General features: G+C 69.3%; 15 protein-coding genes and 1 pseudogene. 13 read left to right on the top strand and 3 right to left on the bottom strand.

Annotated elements, in window-relative coordinates:
• The first annotated feature begins 670 nt into the window (after positions 1–670).
• From E5671_RS05515 to E5671_RS05480, 8 genes are all read left to right on the top strand, one after another.
• On the top strand, positions 671–1,675 hold the full coding sequence (locus tag E5671_RS05515; protein ID WP_160502713.1) for a hypothetical protein: 1,005 nt from the start codon (positions 671–673) through the stop codon (positions 1,673–1,675).
• A 327-nt stretch (positions 1,676–2,002) separates the two neighbouring features.
• On the top strand, positions 2,003–2,746 hold the full coding sequence (locus E5671_RS05510) for a class I SAM-dependent methyltransferase (protein ID WP_160502712.1): 744 nt from the start codon (positions 2,003–2,005) through the stop codon (positions 2,744–2,746).
• Positions 2,747–2,865: 119 nt separating this feature from the next.
• Positions 2,866–3,993, top strand: a complete 1,128-nt coding sequence (locus E5671_RS05505; protein WP_160502711.1) for a FecCD family ABC transporter permease — start codon at positions 2,866–2,868, stop codon at positions 3,991–3,993.
• A complete protein-coding gene (locus E5671_RS05500; RefSeq protein WP_160502710.1) occupies positions 3,994–4,809 on the top strand; it encodes an ABC transporter ATP-binding protein in 816 nt (271 codons plus the stop codon).
• Positions 4,806–5,813, top strand: coding sequence for an ABC transporter substrate-binding protein (locus E5671_RS05495; RefSeq protein WP_160502709.1), 1,008 nt, complete (start codon positions 4,806–4,808; stop codon positions 5,811–5,813). Before E5671_RS05500 ends, E5671_RS05495 begins: the two co-directional genes overlap by 4 nt.
• Positions 5,810–6,964 (top strand): pyridoxal-phosphate dependent enzyme, encoded by a 1,155-nt coding sequence (locus tag E5671_RS05490; RefSeq protein ID WP_160502708.1) that lies wholly within the window; start codon positions 5,810–5,812, stop codon positions 6,962–6,964. Before E5671_RS05495 ends, E5671_RS05490 begins: the two co-directional genes overlap by 4 nt.
• Entirely contained in the window at positions 6,961–8,187 is a 1,227-nt protein-coding gene (locus tag E5671_RS05485) for an ATP-grasp domain-containing protein (RefSeq protein WP_160502707.1), read from the top strand. The genes E5671_RS05490 and E5671_RS05485 overlap by 4 nt, the downstream gene beginning before the upstream one ends.
• Complete coding sequence (locus E5671_RS05480) at positions 8,184–9,401, top strand: MFS transporter (protein WP_160502706.1); 1,218 nt, start codon at positions 8,184–8,186, stop codon at positions 9,399–9,401. Before E5671_RS05485 ends, E5671_RS05480 begins: the two co-directional genes overlap by 4 nt.
• Here E5671_RS05480 and E5671_RS05475 read toward each other — a convergent pair.
• Positions 9,382–9,849 (bottom strand): nuclear transport factor 2 family protein, encoded by a 468-nt coding sequence (locus E5671_RS05475; protein ID WP_160502705.1) that lies wholly within the window; start codon positions 9,847–9,849, stop codon positions 9,382–9,384. The two genes, E5671_RS05480 and E5671_RS05475, sit on opposite strands and share 20 nt — an antisense overlap.
• A gap of 176 nt (positions 9,850–10,025) precedes the next feature.
• On the opposite strand from E5671_RS05475, the gene E5671_RS05470 reads away from it, so the two are divergent.
• Both E5671_RS05470 and E5671_RS05465 read left to right on the top strand, forming a co-directional pair.
• The gene (locus tag E5671_RS05470) at positions 10,026–10,577 is read left to right on the top strand and encodes a TetR/AcrR family transcriptional regulator (protein ID WP_160502704.1); all 552 of its coding nucleotides are present in this window, start codon (positions 10,026–10,028) and stop codon (positions 10,575–10,577) included.
• A 29-nt stretch (positions 10,578–10,606) separates the two neighbouring features.
• Positions 10,607–11,035, top strand: coding sequence for a nitroreductase/quinone reductase family protein (locus tag E5671_RS05465; protein WP_160502703.1), 429 nt, complete (start codon positions 10,607–10,609; stop codon positions 11,033–11,035).
• Between the two features lie 63 nt (positions 11,036–11,098).
• Here E5671_RS05465 and E5671_RS05460 read toward each other — a convergent pair whose 3' ends face one another.
• Complete coding sequence (locus tag E5671_RS05460; RefSeq protein ID WP_160502702.1) at positions 11,099–12,478, bottom strand: alpha-amylase; 1,380 nt, start codon at positions 12,476–12,478, stop codon at positions 11,099–11,101.
• A 276-nt stretch (positions 12,479–12,754) separates the two neighbouring features.
• On the opposite strand from E5671_RS05460, the gene E5671_RS05455 reads away from it, so the two are divergent.
• Positions 12,755–13,669, top strand: a complete 915-nt coding sequence (locus E5671_RS05455; RefSeq protein ID WP_160502701.1) for an AurF N-oxygenase family protein — start codon at positions 12,755–12,757, stop codon at positions 13,667–13,669.
• Positions 13,670–13,762: 93 nt separating this feature from the next.
• Positions 13,763–15,307, top strand: coding sequence for an FAD-dependent oxidoreductase (locus E5671_RS05450; protein WP_160502700.1), 1,545 nt, complete (start codon positions 13,763–13,765; stop codon positions 15,305–15,307).
• Positions 15,308–15,341: 34 nt separating this feature from the next.
• Here E5671_RS05450 and E5671_RS05445 read toward each other — a convergent pair.
• Positions 15,342–15,552, bottom strand: a pseudogene (locus E5671_RS05445) (DUF4287 domain-containing protein).
• Positions 15,553–15,797: 245 nt separating this feature from the next.
• On the opposite strand from E5671_RS05445, the gene E5671_RS05440 reads away from it, so the two are divergent.
• A complete protein-coding gene (locus tag E5671_RS05440; protein ID WP_160502699.1) occupies positions 15,798–16,856 on the top strand; it encodes a pentapeptide repeat-containing protein in 1,059 nt (352 codons plus the stop codon).
• Positions 16,857–16,954: the final 98 nt, after the last annotated feature.

Below are 16,954 nucleotides of genomic sequence, written 5' to 3'. Positions count from 1 at the left end.
GAAGATGTCCAGGATCGAGTGTGTGCCTGCCTCCTGGACGAGCTCGTTCTCCCATAGCTCCTCTAGCGAGTGAGGCCGCGGTTCTCGCTCCTCCTCCGGTCGCCAGTCTCCGCCCTTGACCCAGTAATAGTCCCCGGCTTCGAACACCACGTGGCGCAACTGAGAGATGCCTCCTCGGCGGCCGCCAGCCACGGTTCTGGCTGCTCGACGGCATGGCTGACGGTGATGCGGCAGTCCCAAGGCGCGCGGCGACCTCGGCCGGCGGACAAGCCCGAGGCGGTACAACTCGGTATGGCGGCCGAGCTGCTGGAGCAGGTGCTGGAAGTAGGGGTGACGAGGATACGGACTGGAGGTGCTGCGCCTTCTGGCGATGGACCTGACGGGAGCTTCGGGGGAGACGCTTCGCGTAGCGACCAGCTCACACGAGTTCGGGCAGGATGAGTAGTGTGCTGAGCGGGAGCGCAGGTCTCGTGAACGATGAGGGGTCCGGATGGAAACCACCGGGGCGTCTGCACAGGCACATTGGCTAGCTGGCCAATGGCAGCGCGAGCATGCTCAGAGTCTGGAGGAGTGGCGAAGGTCTGACGCCAGTCTCACGATGCCGCATCTCACCACGTTGTGTCGAGCCGTAAACGACACGGCTAGGCAACTGTCCAGTAGCCCGCAGTCCTTGGGTGCCAAGTTACCGCCGACTCGCAATTGCTGCGACGAACTGTATTTCCAGGACTCCGACGAAGCCGCGGCGTACACGGTGCAGCACCTCACCGATCGGTACGGCAGGGTGACGCAGGTCTTGGAGCGCTTGTTTGCCGCGGGTCATCTCCCTCTGCGTCGCCGACAGATGTCGGTCCTTGAGGTTGGGGCAGGGCCGGCCCCAGGTTTGTACGCCGCGCGCGACTTCTACGCCGATTTGGCGTTGTGGGCCGAGACCTCGGGGCATGAGGTCCCGTTTCTGCCTGTGATGCGTATGCACGCATTGGACAAAGGCGAGGCATGGGGGCGGCTCCTGCACTCGCTATCAGAGCATCTGATAGCGCTGAGGTCAGATCTTCCCAGCTCTCCTGGAGCGTTTCCATTCCGCGTTGAGTACAGCAACCTCGCCGGGTTCTCAGTAATCCGCGAGCATGTAAGAGCACTCGACCACGCGGCAGAAAGTATCTCCGCAGAATTTGATCAGAGTGATGAACCCATCACGCGCGCTACTGCCCGGCGGTTCGCGGAAGAGGACGGCGTTGGCAGGCCCAGTGCTTATGACCTTGTGGTCACGAGCAACTTTCTTACGGCGGAGGGTAGCGTCAAGGAATTCCAAATGGAACTCCGTCAATTGGCTAGCGGTCTGACTCCCGGTGGGCTGCTCATCGTGATCGGGGCAGCTGCTGGAAACAAGTATGCTCGCATATGGTCGGCGCTGCGGACGCTGATGCGTTGCACTGAGCTCACTGAGATCAAGGGGTTTGAAGAGCCAATTGCTGCGAACCTGAACCCGGAGTGGGCCAAGGCGATCCGCCGCCAGAGGCAAGATATCCTGGACGAACTCCGAGGCGTCGACGCTCTTCCAAACGAAGTAGCTGGTCTCCAAGCGACCGATGGGTTCCCGACGTTCCGAGTACTTGTGTGGAAGAACCAGAGGCCGGCCAGGAAGGGGCCACGTCGTCGAGCCAGCGCCACGGGCTGACGGTGATCGCAGGCCGCGCCCGGCGGCGCGCGCCCGCGCCGTGCTCGGGCCTTTCGCATCCTGCAAGTCAACTGTGCTGAACCGCCCTGTCTGACCTCTCCGTTTCCCCTGCGGGCCTGGTCCCGCCTCGGCGTGGAGGAGCCGCGTACTACATCGTCGACGGCGCGGGCGTTGAGGCCGCGTGCGGCGGATTCAGTGACGCGGCCTGCGACGTGGCCAGGCTCGGCGAGATGCTCCGCCTCCAGAAGAACGGGAACCAGAAGTGATCCGCAGCCGACCACTGGTGAGCACGTCCCGAACGGCCCACTGGATCGAGGTTGCCGCAGCATGCACTGGTACGAGGACGACGGATTCTGGTCCGACTTCTCCGAGACGATGTTCTCCGAGCGGCGGCGGGCTCAGACGGCGGACGTCGTCGCACGTTCGCCGCTGCTCCAATTCCCGGCGGGCAGCCGCGTACTGGACCTGTGCTGCGGGCCCGGCCTCTACCTGGTGCCGCTGGTGCGCCGCGGCTACACCGTCACGGGGGTGGACCTCAGCGCCGGGCTGCTTGAGCGGGCGCAGGCCGTGTGCGAGGAAGCCGCGGTCGATGTCCGCCTGATCCGGGCTGACATGCTCACCCACGTCGAGCCGGACACGTACGACGTCGTGCTCAACGTCTTCACCTCCTTCGGCTACTTCGACGACCCGCAGGACAACTTCCGGGTGCTGCGCAACGCGCATGACTCGCTGGTTCCGGGCGGGCAGCTGCTCGTCGACGTGATGGGCAAGGAAGTGCTCGCCGGGTGGATCGGCCGCCCTCAGGTCGTCGAACTCGACGGTGCGTACGTGGTGCAGCGCGACACCGTCCTGGACAGCTGGACCCGGCTGCGGACCGACTGGACGCTCGTGCGGGGCGGGGTGGCGCGCGAGGCCTCGATCACCTCCTTCCTCTACAGCGCCGCCGAACTGCGCACGCTCTTCGAGGACGCCGGGTTCACCGGCGTGGAGTGTTTCGGCGGCTTTGACGGTGAGATCTACGACCAACACTCGCGGCGCCTGATCGTGCGAGGAACCAAGCCCGGCCTGTGACCGGGGCAGTTCGTGAATCTCCGGGAACTCGGCGGCACCGACCGCCGACTACTGGACCGTGCGGCGTTCGCTCAGGAGCGGCGCACCGCTTCGAACTGTCCGATGGGTGAAGGGACTTCATGACCGAGGCCACATCCGATGCCACGACAGAGGCATCGTCCGGGACTGCCTCCCCGGAGGCAGCCCCTTATGAGCCGGCAGCGGCCAAAGCGGGCCGCGGGCGGCTCGTCACCACGCTGACCGTGCTCTCCGCGACGCTGGTCGTCTCCGTCCTCGCCGGGATCGCCCTCGGTCCCACCGTCGTGCCGCTCGGGGACGTCGTGCGGTTCCTGACCGCCGCCCTCACCGGCGGCAGCATCGGGGCCGATGACGTGACCGGCTACTCCATCGTCTGGCACGTGCGCACCCCACGGGTGCTGCTCGCCGCCGTGGTCGGGGCGGGGCTCTCGGTCGTCGGCGTCGCCATCCAGGCGCTGGTGCGCAACGCCCTCGCGGACCCGTTCGTCCTCGGCATCTCATCCGGTGCCTCTGTCGGGGCCACCGCGGTCGTGGTGTTCGGGGTCTTCGCCAGTCTTGGCGTCTACGCGTTGTCCGCCGCCGCGTTCCTCGGCGCGCTCGGCGCCACCGTCCTTGTGTACCTGGCCGCGCGAGGGCCGCTCGGCCTGACGCCCTTGCGTCTTGTCCTGACCGGCGTCGCGCTGGCCTACGGGTTCCAGGCGCTGATGAGCGTGATCGTCTTCCTCTCCCCGAACGGCCAGGCCGCGCGCACCGTGCTGTTCTGGCTGCTCGGCAGTCTCGGTTCGGCGTCCTGGGAATCGCTGCCGCTGGCGGCCGGTGCTGTACTGGTGACGGTCGTGGTGCTGCTGCGCCAGAGCCGTTCCCTCGACGTCCTTTCGCTGGGGGACGAGACCGCGGCCAGTCTGGGCGTGGACGCGGAGGCGCTGCGGCGCCGTCTCTTCCTCCTCACGGCGGCGGTCACCGGCCTGATCGTCGCGGTCAGCGGCGCGATCGGCTTCGTCGGGCTCGTCCTGCCGCATGTCGTGCGCATCCTCGTCGGCTCGACGCACCGCCGCGTCCTTGCCGTCGCTCCGCTCGCCGGGGCCTGCTTCCTGGTCTGGGTCGATCTCGTCGCCCGTACCGCCTTCGCCCCCGAGGAACTGCCGCTCGGGGTCATCACCGCGCTCATCGGCGTACCGGTGTTCATCGTGCTGATGCGGCGCCGCGGCTATCTGTTCGGAGGGCGGTAGATGACCCTCGTACTGCGGGAGCTCTCGGTCGAGGCGGCGGGGCGTGCTCTGGTCGACCGGTTGAACATCGAGGTGGCGGCCGGGCGGATCGTCGGGCTCGTCGGCCCGAACGGCAGCGGCAAGTCCACCGCCCTGCGCTGCGTCTACCGGGCGCTGAAGCCGACGTCGGGAGCCGTGCTCCTGGACGGCGCGGACCTCACCTCCCTCAAGCTGCGCGACAGTGCCCGGTCGATCGCCGCGCTCACTCAGGAGAGCCACACCGAACTCGACTTCACCGTCGAGGAAGTCGTGGCCCTCGGCCGCGCCCCGCACGCACGCGGCAACCAGCCCCTCACCGCACGCGAACGCGCCCTGTGCCGAGAGGCGATGGACCGCCTCGACGTCACCCACCTCGCGGACCGCAGCGTGCTCACCCTCTCCGGCGGCGAGCGGCAGCGCGTGCTCGTTGCGCGCGCCCTCGTCCAGGAACCGCGCGTCCTGGTCCTCGACGAGCCGACCAACCACCTGGACATCCGCCACCAGGTGGAGCTCCTCTCCTTCCTGCGCGGATCGGGCCTCACGGTGCTCACGGCCCTGCACGACCTCAACCTGGCGGCCGCCGCCTGCGACAGCATCGCCGTCCTGAGCGCCGGCTCTCTGGTCGCCACGGGCAGCCCGGCGGAAGTCCTCAACCCCGAGCTGATCCGCAAGGTGTTCGGCGTCGACGCCACCGTCGTGCACCACCCCCGCACCGGGACGCCCCAACTCGTCTACGACCTCGCCCCCACCGGCACCCCGGCACCCGCCGACGCCCTGTCAGAAGGACCCCACTCATGATCCGACCACCGCTGCCCCGCGCCCTGGCAGCCGCCGTGCTGCTGACGACCGGGCTCCTGACCAGCGGCTGCGGCGCCGAGGTCGAGCCGACGGCGAAGAGCAAGGCGGAGACGGTCACCGTCTCCAACTGCGGCAAGGACGTCACGTACACCCGTCCCCAGCGTCCGGTGGCCTACGACGTCAGTGGCGCTGAGAAGATGTTCTCCCTCGGCCTCGCCGACCGGATGCGCGGGTACGTCATGAACAAGCTCGGCGACCCCTCCATCAAGGGCTCGCCCTGGCGCCAGGACTACGCCGACGTGGAGCGCCTCGGCACCGAGCGCATCACCCGCGAGATCGTGGCCGACGCCAAGGCCGACTTCGTCTTCGCCGGCTGGAACTCCGGCTTCAGCGAGGAGCGTGGCATCACGCCCGCCCTCCTGGAGAAGGTCGGGTCCGCCAGCTATCTGCACACCGAGACGTGCTGGGACTACGGCGACAAGAGCGTCGACGTCACGCCGCTCGAGGCGCTCTACACGGATCTGGACAACCTCGGCCGGATCTTCGGCGTCGAGAAGCGCGCCGAGAAGGTCGTCACCGACCTCAAGGAACGCGTCACCGCCCTGAAGAAGACCTGGCCCGCCAAGGGCGACCCCGCCAAGGTCTTCGTCTACGACTCGGGCACCGACCAGCCCTTCACCGCCGGGCGCCATGCCGCACCGAACGACATCATCAAGGCCGCAGGCGCCGCGAACGTCTTCGACGACCTGGACAAGGGCTGGACGACGGTGGGCTGGGAGCCCGTGATCAAGGCGAAGCCGGAGGTCATCGTCATCATCGACTACGCCGACCAGCCGGCCAAGGAGAAGATCGCCTACCTGAAGTCGCTGGACAGCCTGAAGTCGGTCCCGGCCGTGAAGGAGAGCCGCTTCTTCGTCATGTCGTACGGCGACGCCGTGAGCGGCCCGCGCAACGTCAAGGGCGCGGAGCGCCTGGGCGGCTACCTCCGGTCGGTGGGCCGATGACCCCCTTGCCCACGGCAGCGGCCCCTGCCGCCCCCGCGGCCACCGTCCACGGGCACATCACCGACGCGATGAAGGCCCCCGACCTGCTGCGGCTCTCCGACAACATCGTCCTCGCGCGCTTCGAGACGATGAAGGTGTACGCGGCGCTCGGCGCCGTCCGCACCCTCCTCGAACGCGGCACCGTGCGGCCAGGCCAGACCCTCGTCGACAGCTCCAGCGGCATCTACGCGCTCGCCCTCGCCATGGCCTGCCACCGCTACGGGCTCGGCTGCCACATCGTGGCCTCCACCACCGTCGACGCCGCTATGCGCGCCCAGTTGGAGATCCTCGGCGCCACGGTGGATCAGATGCCGCCCTCCGACAGCCTGCGGCTCGACCAGGAGCGGCGGGTGCGCCGTGTACGCCAACTGCTCGGCGAGCGCACCGATCTGCACTGGATGCGCCAGTACCACGACGGTGTCCACTACGCGGGCTACGAGGAGTTCGCGGACCTTGTCGACGCCGCGCTGCCCGACGCCCCGCTGACCGTGGTCGGCGCCGTCGGCACCGGCGCCTCCACCGGAGGGCTCGTCCAGCCGTTGCGCCAACGCGGCCGCGAAGTACGGCTGTTGGGGCTGCAGCCGTTCGGCAGTGTCACGTTCGGCAGCGAGGACTTCAGTGACCCCGAGGCGATCATCGCCGGGATCGGCAGCTCGATCCCCTTCGACAACGTCCGCCACGACCTGTACGACACCCTCCACTGGGTGGACTTCCGGCACGCCATGGCGGGAGCCGTCGATCTGCTGCGCGCTCACGCGGTGTTCGCCGGTCTGTCCACCGGGGCGGCCCACCTCGTCGCGGGCTGGGAGGCGGCACGCAACCCGGACCGGACGCACTTGGTGATCGGCGCCGACACGGGACACCGCTACACCGAGCGGGTCTTCGCCCGCCACCAGGAGGCCCTCGACCCGCGCACCCTCAAGCCGCACCAGATCACGGACCTGACCGACCTCGCGCCGCCCTGGTCGGCGATGGAGTGGAACCGGCGCAGCTACGACGTACGCACGAAGAAGCACGAGACGCACCAGAAGCACGAGCAGCACGAGCAGCACGAGCAGCACGAGCAGCACGAGCAGCACGAGCAGCACGAGATGGAGGGGAAGGCATCGTGACCATCGCCGCCCTGGAAGCACTCACCTTCGGCCTCGGACGGCTGGTGGAGGCAGCCGATGCCGCCGGGCACCGGCTCTGTCTGCTCACCGGCAACCGAGCCGTCTACCGGCACGAACTGGACCGCATCGCACCGGGCGCACTCGACATCGTCGACGTCGACACCCACGACGCGGCCGCGTCCGCCACGGCTCTGGCAGCGGTGCCCGGCCTGAAGGGGCTCATCAACTCGACCGACACCTGGAGCGTGCCGGGCGCGGACCTGGCCGCCGAACTCGGCCTGCCGGGGCCCGACCCGACCGCGGTCCGCCTCCTGCGGGACAAGTCCCGGGTGCGCAACCTCCTCCACGAACAGAACCTGAGCCGCGGCCCCGCCCTCACGATCCCGGCCGAGCCCGCGGCGGCCGGCGAGGTGCTCCGGCAGATCGGCCTGCCGGTGGTCCTCAAGGACTCGGCGGGCACCTCCTCCCGTAACGTCTGGCTGGTCCGCGACGAGCGACAGCTGCACGCCGCTCTCCGCGAAGCCGCTGGGCGCCCCTTCTCCGGGCGGCTGTTCGCGGAGCCCTTCTTCGCCGGCCCCGTCTACAGCGCCGAGACGCTCAGCTGGGCGGGCGAGACGAAGCTCCTGGGCGTGCTCAGCCGCCAGATGTCTCCCGAGCCCTCCGTCCGCGAGGAGGCCGCCGCCTTCCCGGTGGCCCTGCCGGAACCTGACTTCGCCCTGATCGAGGACTGGGTGGGGCGCGTCCTGGAGACGGCGGGACACGACGCGGGCTTCGCACACGTCGAGTTCGTCCTCACCGCCGAAGGACCGGAGCTCGTCGAGATCAACCGGCGCATCGGCGGCGCGCTCGTCGGCGAGGCACTGTGCCGCGCCCTGCGCACCAACGTGTACGACGCGATGGTCGCCGTGGCGCTCGGCCTGCGCCCCGCCCTGCTCGACGCACCTGCGGCCACGGGCCCCGCCACGGGATTCGTCCTCGTCTACCCCGACCGGCCGGGCACCCTCACCGGATGGACCCGCGTGGACGGCCTCTCCGCCTTCCCCGGCTCGCCCGAGTGGTACCCGACCGCGGCCCCCGGCGACCGCCTGGAGCACGTGAGCGATCAGCGCGGCTGCACCGGGATCGTCCTTGCCGAGGGCGCGACCGCCGAACTCGCCCTGCACCGCGCGCTGAGCGCGGCCGGGAGCATACGCCCGCTCGTCGCCGCCGACGCCCCGGAGTGACACTCCTTGGGAAGCCGCGCGGGCGCCTGCGATCCGGCCTCGCGCGGCTCACCGGGCCGCAACGCTTCCTCCTTGCCGGATCGTTCCTGATCCCGCTGGGCAGCTTCGCCGTCCTGCCCTTCATGTCGGTGCTGCTCCACGAGCGGCTCGGCATGGGGCTCGGCACGGTCGGCGTCGTGCTCGCCGTCGCCTCGCTGGTGCAGTTCTCGGGAGGCGTGGTGGGCGGCGCGATCGCCGAGCGCATCGGTCTTCGACGCACGATGCTGCTCGCCCTGGTGATCCGCACGGCGGGCTTCGCCTGCTTCCTGCCGGGGCTCCGCCATCCGGCCGCCGCCGTCTTCGCCCTCTTCCTGGTGTCCGTCGGCGCCGCGCTCTATCTGCCCGCGAACAAGGCCTACTTGATACACGAGGCCGACGAGGAGCAGCGCCCCCTGCTGCTGTCCACGAGCAGCTCGGCCCTGAACGCGGGCATCGCCTTGGGACCGCTGGCGGCGGCGCCCTTCGTCCTCAGTGCCTCGGCCGGACTCTTCACCGCGGTGACCGCGCTGTTCGCGGTGATCACCGCGGGCCATGCCCTGCTGCCCACGGAGAGCCCCGACCACGGGCAGACCACCGGGGCCGGACAGGAGCAACCCCCGCACCGGGAAAGGGTGTTCTCCGGGCTCGCCGTGCTGCCCTTCGCGACCACCGTGCTGAGCCTGTACGTCTTCATGTTCTTCCAGCACTACCTCGCGCTGTACGCGGTGCCCCGCACATCGACGACGTACTACGGCCTGGTCCTCGCCCTCTACGCCCTTCTGCTCGTCGTCGCGCAACCCCTCCTCTCGGACTGGATCGCGCGCCTGCCCTACGTCCGCGCCCTGTGGTTCGGCTTCGGCGTGATGGCCGCCGGGATGGCCACGCTCGCCATCGGCAACCGTGCCGCGATCCTGGCCGGGGCCCTGCTCGTCTGCCTCGGTGAGATCGTCCTCTTCTTCAAGAACGACCTCGAAGCCCTCGCACGGTCGCCCCGCGCACCGGCGGTCGTGTTCGGCCACCAGCGGCTCGCGGCCGGAATCGGCGCCTTCGCCAGCGGCATCGCCGGAGGCGAGGGCTACCAGCTGGCCGAACGCACAGGCGGCGCCGGTCTGTTCTGGGCCGCGGTCGCCGTGCAGTGCGCGCTGCTTCCACTGTTCCTGAGGCGCCGGGCCACGGTCACAGGCCGAGGTCGCTGAGGCCGGGGTGGTCGTCGGGGCGGCGGCCGAGCGGCCAGTGGTACTTGCGGTCGGACTCCTGGATGGGCAGGTCGTTGATGCACGCGTGCCGGACACGCATCAGGCCGTCGTCGTCGAACTCCCAGTTCTCGTTGCCGTACGAGCGGTACCAGTGGCCGGAGTCGTCGTGCCATTCGTAGGCGAAGCGCACCGCGATGCGGTTGCCGTCGTGCGCCCACAGTTCCTTGATGAGGCGGTAGTCGAGCTCACGGGCCCACTTGCGCGAGAGGAAGGCGACGACGGCGTCGCGTCCCGTGACGAACTCCGCGCGGTTCCGCCAGCGGGAGTCCTCGCTGTAGGCGAGGGCCACCTTCTCGGGATCGCGGGAGTTCCAGCCGTCCTCGGCGAGGCGGACCTTTTCGGTGGCGGTCTCCCGGGTGAAGGGCGGGACCGGGGGTCGTGCGGACATGGCTCTCTCCTGACTGTCGCCACCGTGAGAACGATCGTTCTCCGGCAGGGGGCCCACGATATGAGAACGCTCGTTCTCGCGCAATCATGCGGGCGCGCGCAGGGGCGTAGTAGGGTCAGAGAACGACCGTTCTCACCTCTCACCTCTCACCTCTCACCCTCGTCCCTGGAGCCCTCATGGACCGCGCCGAAGCGGAAGTCAGACTGCTCGACGCCGCAGACGAGCTCTTCTATGAGCGGGGTGTGCAGGCCGTGGGCATGGACCAGGTGCGTGCGGCATCCGGCGTCTCGCTCAAGCGCCTCTACCAGGTCTTTCCGTCGAAGTCGGAGCTGGTCCGCGCCTGGCTCGAACGCCGGGATCGCCGTTGGCGGGCACGACTCGCCGAGTACGCCGACGCCCGTACCCAAGGGACGGAGCGTGTCCTCGCGGTCTACGACTGGCTCTACGAGTGGTTCTCCGAGCCGGACTTCCGGGGGTGCGCCTTCATCAATTCCTTCGGTGAACTCGGTGCCGTGGACCCGGCGGTGGCCGACACCGTCCGGGCGCACAAGAGTGCCTTCCACGACTACATGGCCGGACTTGTGGCAGCCGCGGGCGGATCGGGGCAGACTGTCGGCCCGTTGGTCCTGCTCGCGGAGGGGGCCATGACCGCGGCCGCCATATCGGGCTCACCCGAACCGGCGCGCCAAGCCCGGCAGGGCGCGGCTCAGTTGCTGGCCGCGCGGTGACCGCCGGTCGCAGAACAGGAAGAAGGCTGATGGCGAAGACGTATCGCGTCGGGTTCGGCACGCGTCTGATCAACGGCGTGTTCCGGACGATGACCCGGTTCGGGGTCGGAAAGGGCTACCGGTACATCCTGACCGTGCGCGGCAGGAAGTCGGGCCGCCTGTTCTCCATCCCGGTCGACGTGATGTCGGCCGGGGGCGAGCGCTGGGTCGTCGGCGCCTACGGGGTGAGCAACTGGGTGCGCAACGCCCGCGCGGCCGGGCAGGTCGACCTCAGCAGGGGCGGCAAGTCGCAGACCGTGCGCGTGGTCGAGCTGGGCCCCGAGGAGAGCGTCCCCGTGCTGCGTCAGTACTGGCGCGAAGTGCCCGTCACCCGCCCCTACTTCGACGTGACGGGCGACTCGACGGACGAGGAGTTCGCCGCCGAGTCGGTACGTCATCCGGTGTTCCGGCTGGTCTAGGTCAGCCGGTCGTCCGTGCCGGCCGGTCTGAGTCAGCCGGTCTTCTGTTCCGGCCGGTCCGAGTCAGCCGGTCTTCGCGCCGGCGTGCAGGGCCAGGGCGGTGCGGGCGGGAAGGGTGGTCTCGACCTTTCCGTCGTCCCCGACAGTGACCGTGTTGCCCTCGCAGCTGTCCGGGGACGCCTTGGCGACATTGCAGTACGTGCCGCCGGGCAGGGACGTCGCGAACGTCCGGGCCAGCTCGCCGTCGCCGTTGTTGAGGGCCACGAAGCCCTTGTCGCCGCGGCCGAAGGCGAGGGCACTGCCGCCGTTGTCCCACCAGTCGGTCAGCTCGGCGGCGCCCACCTCGTTGCGGAACCCGACCAGACCGGTGATCGCCTGCTGGGCGTGCGTGTTCGTCCAGCCGTCCGCGCCGCTGGGCGGGCCCGCGTCCTTCTCGGACCACTCGTAGCCGGAGTACACGTTCGGTGAGCCGTAGGGGGACGCGAGCATGAAGACGTTGGCCAGGGCGTAGGTCGCGCCGTCCTTGTAGGTGAGCGTCGAGCCGCCCCGCTCTGTGTCCCAGTTGTCGACGAACGTACGCGCCGAGCCGCTGCCCAGTTTGCCGTCCGCGACCGACTTCAGCTGTGCGATGTTCCCGCCCTGGAAGGCGCTCTTGAGGTGCCCGCCGTAGCGGAACTCGTCGACGTCCCCGATGCCGGTGTACTCCTCGGGCTGCACAGCCTCGCCGCTTCCGTGGATCACCTCCGAGACCCAGAACCCGGGGTCGCTCATCTTGCCCTTGATGGCGGCGACGTCGTCGGCGGACATGTGCTTCGCGGCATCGATGCGGAAGCCGTCCACACCCAGGGACCGCAGGTCGTCGAGGTAAGCGGCGATGGTGCCGCGCACCGCGTCGCTGCCTGTGTCCAGGTCCGCCAGACCCACCAGTTCGCAGTTCTGGACGTTGTCACGGTTGGTGTAGTCGTTGATGCTCGTACGGCAGGTGTGGAAGTCCGCGTCCTGGAAGTAGCCGGGATACTCGTACTTGCCGTACCGCGTGCCCCCGGTGCCCGTCCCCGAGCCCGCCGCCATGTGATTGATGACGGCGTCCGCGATGACCTTGACGCCCGCCTGGTGGCAGGCGTCGACCATGCTCTTGAAGGCGGCACGGTCGCCGAGACGGCCCGCGATCTTGTAACTGACGGGCTGGTACGAGGTCCACCACTGCTCGCCCTGTATGTGCTCGGTGGCGGGCGACACCTGGACGTAGCCGTAGCCGGACGGGCCGAGCTGCTCGGTGCAGGCCTTGCCCACGTCCGCGTACCGCCGCTCGAACATGGTGGCGGTGACGGTCTTCTCGCCGGGCGGCGTCGCTTGCGACTGCCAGGGTGCGAACGTCGCGAGGCCGGCCGCGGCCAGGACTCCGGCCGACGTGGTGGCAAGGAGGCGGGATCGGTGCTGCATGGTGCGGCTCCTTCGTGGGGGGATTTCGAGGGAGCCTGCCGCCCGCGCATGTACGCGTCAAGGCTTTCTGCAAGAAATTTCAACAACTGGGAGTTCGTGCGGGGGAGTTGCTGCAAGAAGTTGCGCAGATTCAGTTCTTACTCAGGGGTAGGATCGCCGCTCCCCTTGTTATACGGTCTGTCTAACAAGCGGGCCGCGGCGCGTTGCGGGACGGCGCCCCGGTCCGTTGCCTGAGCGAACAAGAGAACGTACGCATCAGAGTCAAGGAGCCGCAGCATGGCAAGCAGCACTGTTCGGCCGACCTCGCAGGACCGCCCCGAAGAGGACGACGTGGCCCGGCGGTTGCTCGACTCGGCCGCCGTGTCGGCCTACGACCCGGCCACGGAAGTGGACTGGGACACGCCGCTCGACCGGGACTTCCACGGCGCGAGCCCGGAATGGAGCTCCCTGTACGGCACGGCGTACTGGCAGGAGCTCACCGAAGCCCAGCGCAAGGAGCTCACGCGGCAGGAAGCCGCCTCTGTGGCCAGCACGGGCATCTGGTTCGAGATGATCCTCCAGCAAATGGTGCTGCGCGACGTGTACGCGAAGAACCCGGCCAGCGACGAAGTGCAGTGGGCGCTCACCGAGATCGCCGAGGAGTGCCGGCACTCGATCATGTTCGCCCGCGGTGCCCAGAAGCTGGGCGCGCCCGCCTACCGGCCACACCGGTTCGCCGTCGAACTGGGCCGTGCGTTCAAGACGTTGGCCTTCGGTGAGGCGGCCTACGCCGCCATCCTGGTGGCCGAAGAGGTGCTCGACGTCATGCAGCGCGACTGGATGCGCGACGAGCGCGTCGTGCCCTTCGTCCGCACGATCAACAACATCCATGTCGTCGAGGAATCGCGGCACATGAAGTTCGCCCGCGACCAGACGACCAAGCGGATGGCCGGGACGGGCCGGGTGCGCCGCCAGCTCAACGCGTTCGTCATCGCCATCGCGTCGTACGTCATCGTCACGAGCATGGTGAACCGCAAGGTGTACGCGAACGCCGGGCTCGACGAGAAGCGTGCCATCGCCGAGGCGAAGGCCAACGAACACCACAAGTCCATGATGCGGTCCAGCTGTTCGGGCCTGATGGAGTTCCTGGCCTCCTCCCGGCTGCTCACCAAGCCGGCGCTGGCCTTCTACAAGCGCGCCAACCTCATCTGAGCCAACCTCATCTGAGCCGGCTTGATCTGAGCCGGCCTACCTGAGCCGTCCCTGAGCCGGCCTCACCTGAACCGAGCGAGTCGAGCCGACGACATGACCTCCTACGCCATCACCCAGACCTGCTGCAACGACGCCACCTGCGTCGCCGTGTGCCCGGTCAACTGCATCCACCCGACGCCGCAGGAAAGGGCGTTCGGCAGCACGGAGATGCTGCACATCGATCCGACGACCTGCATAGGCTGCGGCGCCTGCGCCGACGCCTGCCCGGTCGAGGCGATCTTCCCCGTGGACAGCCTGCCCCTCGCACAGCGGGAGTACGCGACGATCAACGCGGCCTACTACGCGGACCGGACGCCCGAACCGGCCCCGGACGGACCGAACTTCCACGCCTGGGACGAGCCGACCTTCCCGCGCGTCCTGCCGTCCGACTTCGCGCCGCTCAAGGTCGCCGTCGTCGGCACGGGACCGGCCGGGATGTACGCGGTCCAGGACCTGCTCCTGCACACCAGCGCCGAAGTGACGCTGATCGACCGGCTGCCCGTGACCGGCGGCCTCGTACGCTACGGCGTGGCGCCGGACCATCCCGCCACCAAGAAGGTCGGCGACACGTTCGCACGGTTCCACACACACCCGAGGGTGCGGATGCACCTCGGGCTCGACGTGGGCACCGACGTCACCGCGCAGGAGCTGGCCGCACACCACGACGCGGTCATCTACGCCGTGGGCGCCTCGGCCGACCGCACACTGGCCGTACCGGGCGAGGACCTGCCCGGAAGCATCTCCGCGAGGGCGTTCGTCGCCTGGTACAACGGCCACCCGGACGCGGCGCCGGACGCGATCGACCTGTCCGCCGAGCGCGTGGTCGTCGTCGGCAACGGCAACGTCGCCCTCGACGTCGCCCGGATCCTGCTCGCCGACCCCGACAGCCTCGCCCGCACCGACATCGCCGACCACGCCCTTGCGTCGCTGCGTGCGGGCAAGGTGCGCGAGGTGGTCCTGCTCGGACGGCGGGGCCCCGAGGACGCCGCGTACACCAAGTCCGAACTGCTCGCCCTGCAGCACGTCCCGGGCCTGGACCTGGTCGTCGACGACCATGATCCCCGGACCGTGTCGGCCATCGACGAGGCCGGTCCGGCGACCGACCCGAAGGGTAAGGCGGCACTCCTGCGAGGCGTCACGCGCGACCGCGTCGACTGGGCGGAAGCACCCGCTCCGGGACGGCGCATCGTGCTCCGCTTCCACTCGGCTCCGGTGGAGATGCTCGGCGAGGAAGCCGTCCAGGGCGTGCGCGTCGCGGAGGCGTCGGGGGAGCGGACGATACGGACGGACATGGTGCTGCGCGCGATCGGCTACCGAGGGGTGCCGGTCGCCGGACTGCCCTTCGACGAGAGCACCGGCACCGTCCCGCACGACGGAGGCCGGGTGACCGGAACGACCGGCACCTACGTGGTGGGCTGGATCAAGCGGGGCCCCAGCGGCGGCATCGGCGCCAACCGCACCTGCGCCGCCGAGACCGTCACCACGCTCCTGGCCGACGCGGTCGCCGGCGCCCTGCCCGCCCCCCGGAGCACGCCGAAGGCCTTCCACCGGCTCGCCCGGCGCCGCAAGGGAAAGGGAGGCGCCGCGCTGAGCCGGTAGCGTCGGCTCACTCGGCTCACTCGGCTCACTCGGCTCACTCGGCGCGGGCCTCGGCCAGGGTGTGCGCGACCAGGGCGTTGGCATGGCCGTGGCCCAGGCCGTGCTCGGTCTTGAGCCAGCCGACGAGCTCCATGTGCTTGGTCAGCGGCGAGGAACGGATGAGGTCCTTCCACTCCGGGATCGGCGCCCGTACTTCTTCTCGATCGAAGGAAGTAGCTGGCAGGGCCCTTGGTGGCTTCGGTCATGGTGATGCCGTCCCGTCTTTCGGAGTGTGGTTGCCCATAAGACGGGCGGGAAGCGATCAAGTCATCGGCCGGCCCGGGTGGCCTGGGTCACACATCCCTTCGCCTCCGTACGAGGAGTCGCATGCCACTAGGCGCATGCCACACCGGCATTGGGCATGTACGGATGCATGAAGAGCACCCTCAGCGCGCGCCGCAGTCGGGCACGCGGGATACGCAGAGCACGTCGGGCCGGAGCCTGGCTCCTGGTGGCAGCAGCCGCGGCGGCGCTGTGCGTGGGACTGCCCTGGCTGGTCTGGAAAGCGCCTTACGTCATGGACTCCCGGTACATCGACGAGGAGACCGTGGGTGAGGGCACCGGATCGGCTGCCCTGGTCACCGGTCTGCGTACCGCACTGGTGGCGTGCATCGCTGCCCTCGGCGCCGGAATCGCACTCCTCTACACGGCCCGCACCTATCGCCTCAACCACCGTGGGCAGGTCACGGACCGATTCACGAAGGCCCTTGAGCGCCTGGGATCCGACAGGCTCTACGTCCGGATAGGCGGCATCCTCGCCCTGGAGCAAATCGTTCAGGACGCCCCCGAGCAAGCCACCGACGCCGCCCGCGTCCTCAGCCACTTCCTCCGGGACGGCGCCCCACGTACGCCCAAGCCCCCGGCCACGGCCGGCGAACCGAGCAGCGGGGAACCCGACCCCGCCGAGCCGCTCCCCGACGAGCCAGCCGCGGACATCCAGGTCGCGCTCACTGCCCTGACCCGTCCCGAGTCCCGCACCCACGTGGATCCGCGCGAGCCCCTCGACCTCCACGGACTTCACCTCGCCGGCGCCAACCTCCAAGGAGCGGATCTCACCGGCGCCGACCTCGTCAGAACGACCCTCACCCAAGCCAACCTCCAGGGGGCGACGTGCACCAACGCCAACTTGCGCGAGGCGGCACTCACTTGGGCCAATCTGACCAACGCGACGCTCACCGGCGCGAACCTGACCGAGGCGACGCTCGCCAACGCCAAGATGAGGGGCGCCACACTCGCCGGTGCCGTCCTGGTCAGAGCGACACTCACCCGGACCTTCATGTCGGGGACGACGCTCACGCACACAGACCTGCGCGACGCCACACTCAACGGGGCCGACCTGAGAGACGCGACGCTGGAGGGGGCCAACCTGAAGGGAGCGGACCTCACCGACGCCCGTGAGCTGTTCAAGGAGCAGATCGACGCCGCCGGAGTCGACTCACGGACGATCCTGCCCTCGCACCTGTTCGCGGGGCCTCCTCCACCCCCGGCCCGATCGAACGGTGCCGGCTAGTCCGGCGTCCCCGCGTCCCCGTGCCACCGCGCCCGGCGAACGAATGGCGGGCCCGGGCGGCCGGGCTTAGCCTTGGATCAGTGAACGCCTCCGTTCAC

Origin of the sequence: Streptomyces sp. BA2 (genome assembly GCF_009769735.1) — a bacterium.
In the GTDB taxonomy this organism is placed as follows: Bacteria; Actinomycetota; Actinomycetes; order Streptomycetales; family Streptomycetaceae; genus Streptomyces.
The sequence above is the reverse complement of the archived record's forward strand: the minus strand, read 5'-3'. Positions and strand labels throughout refer to the sequence as shown.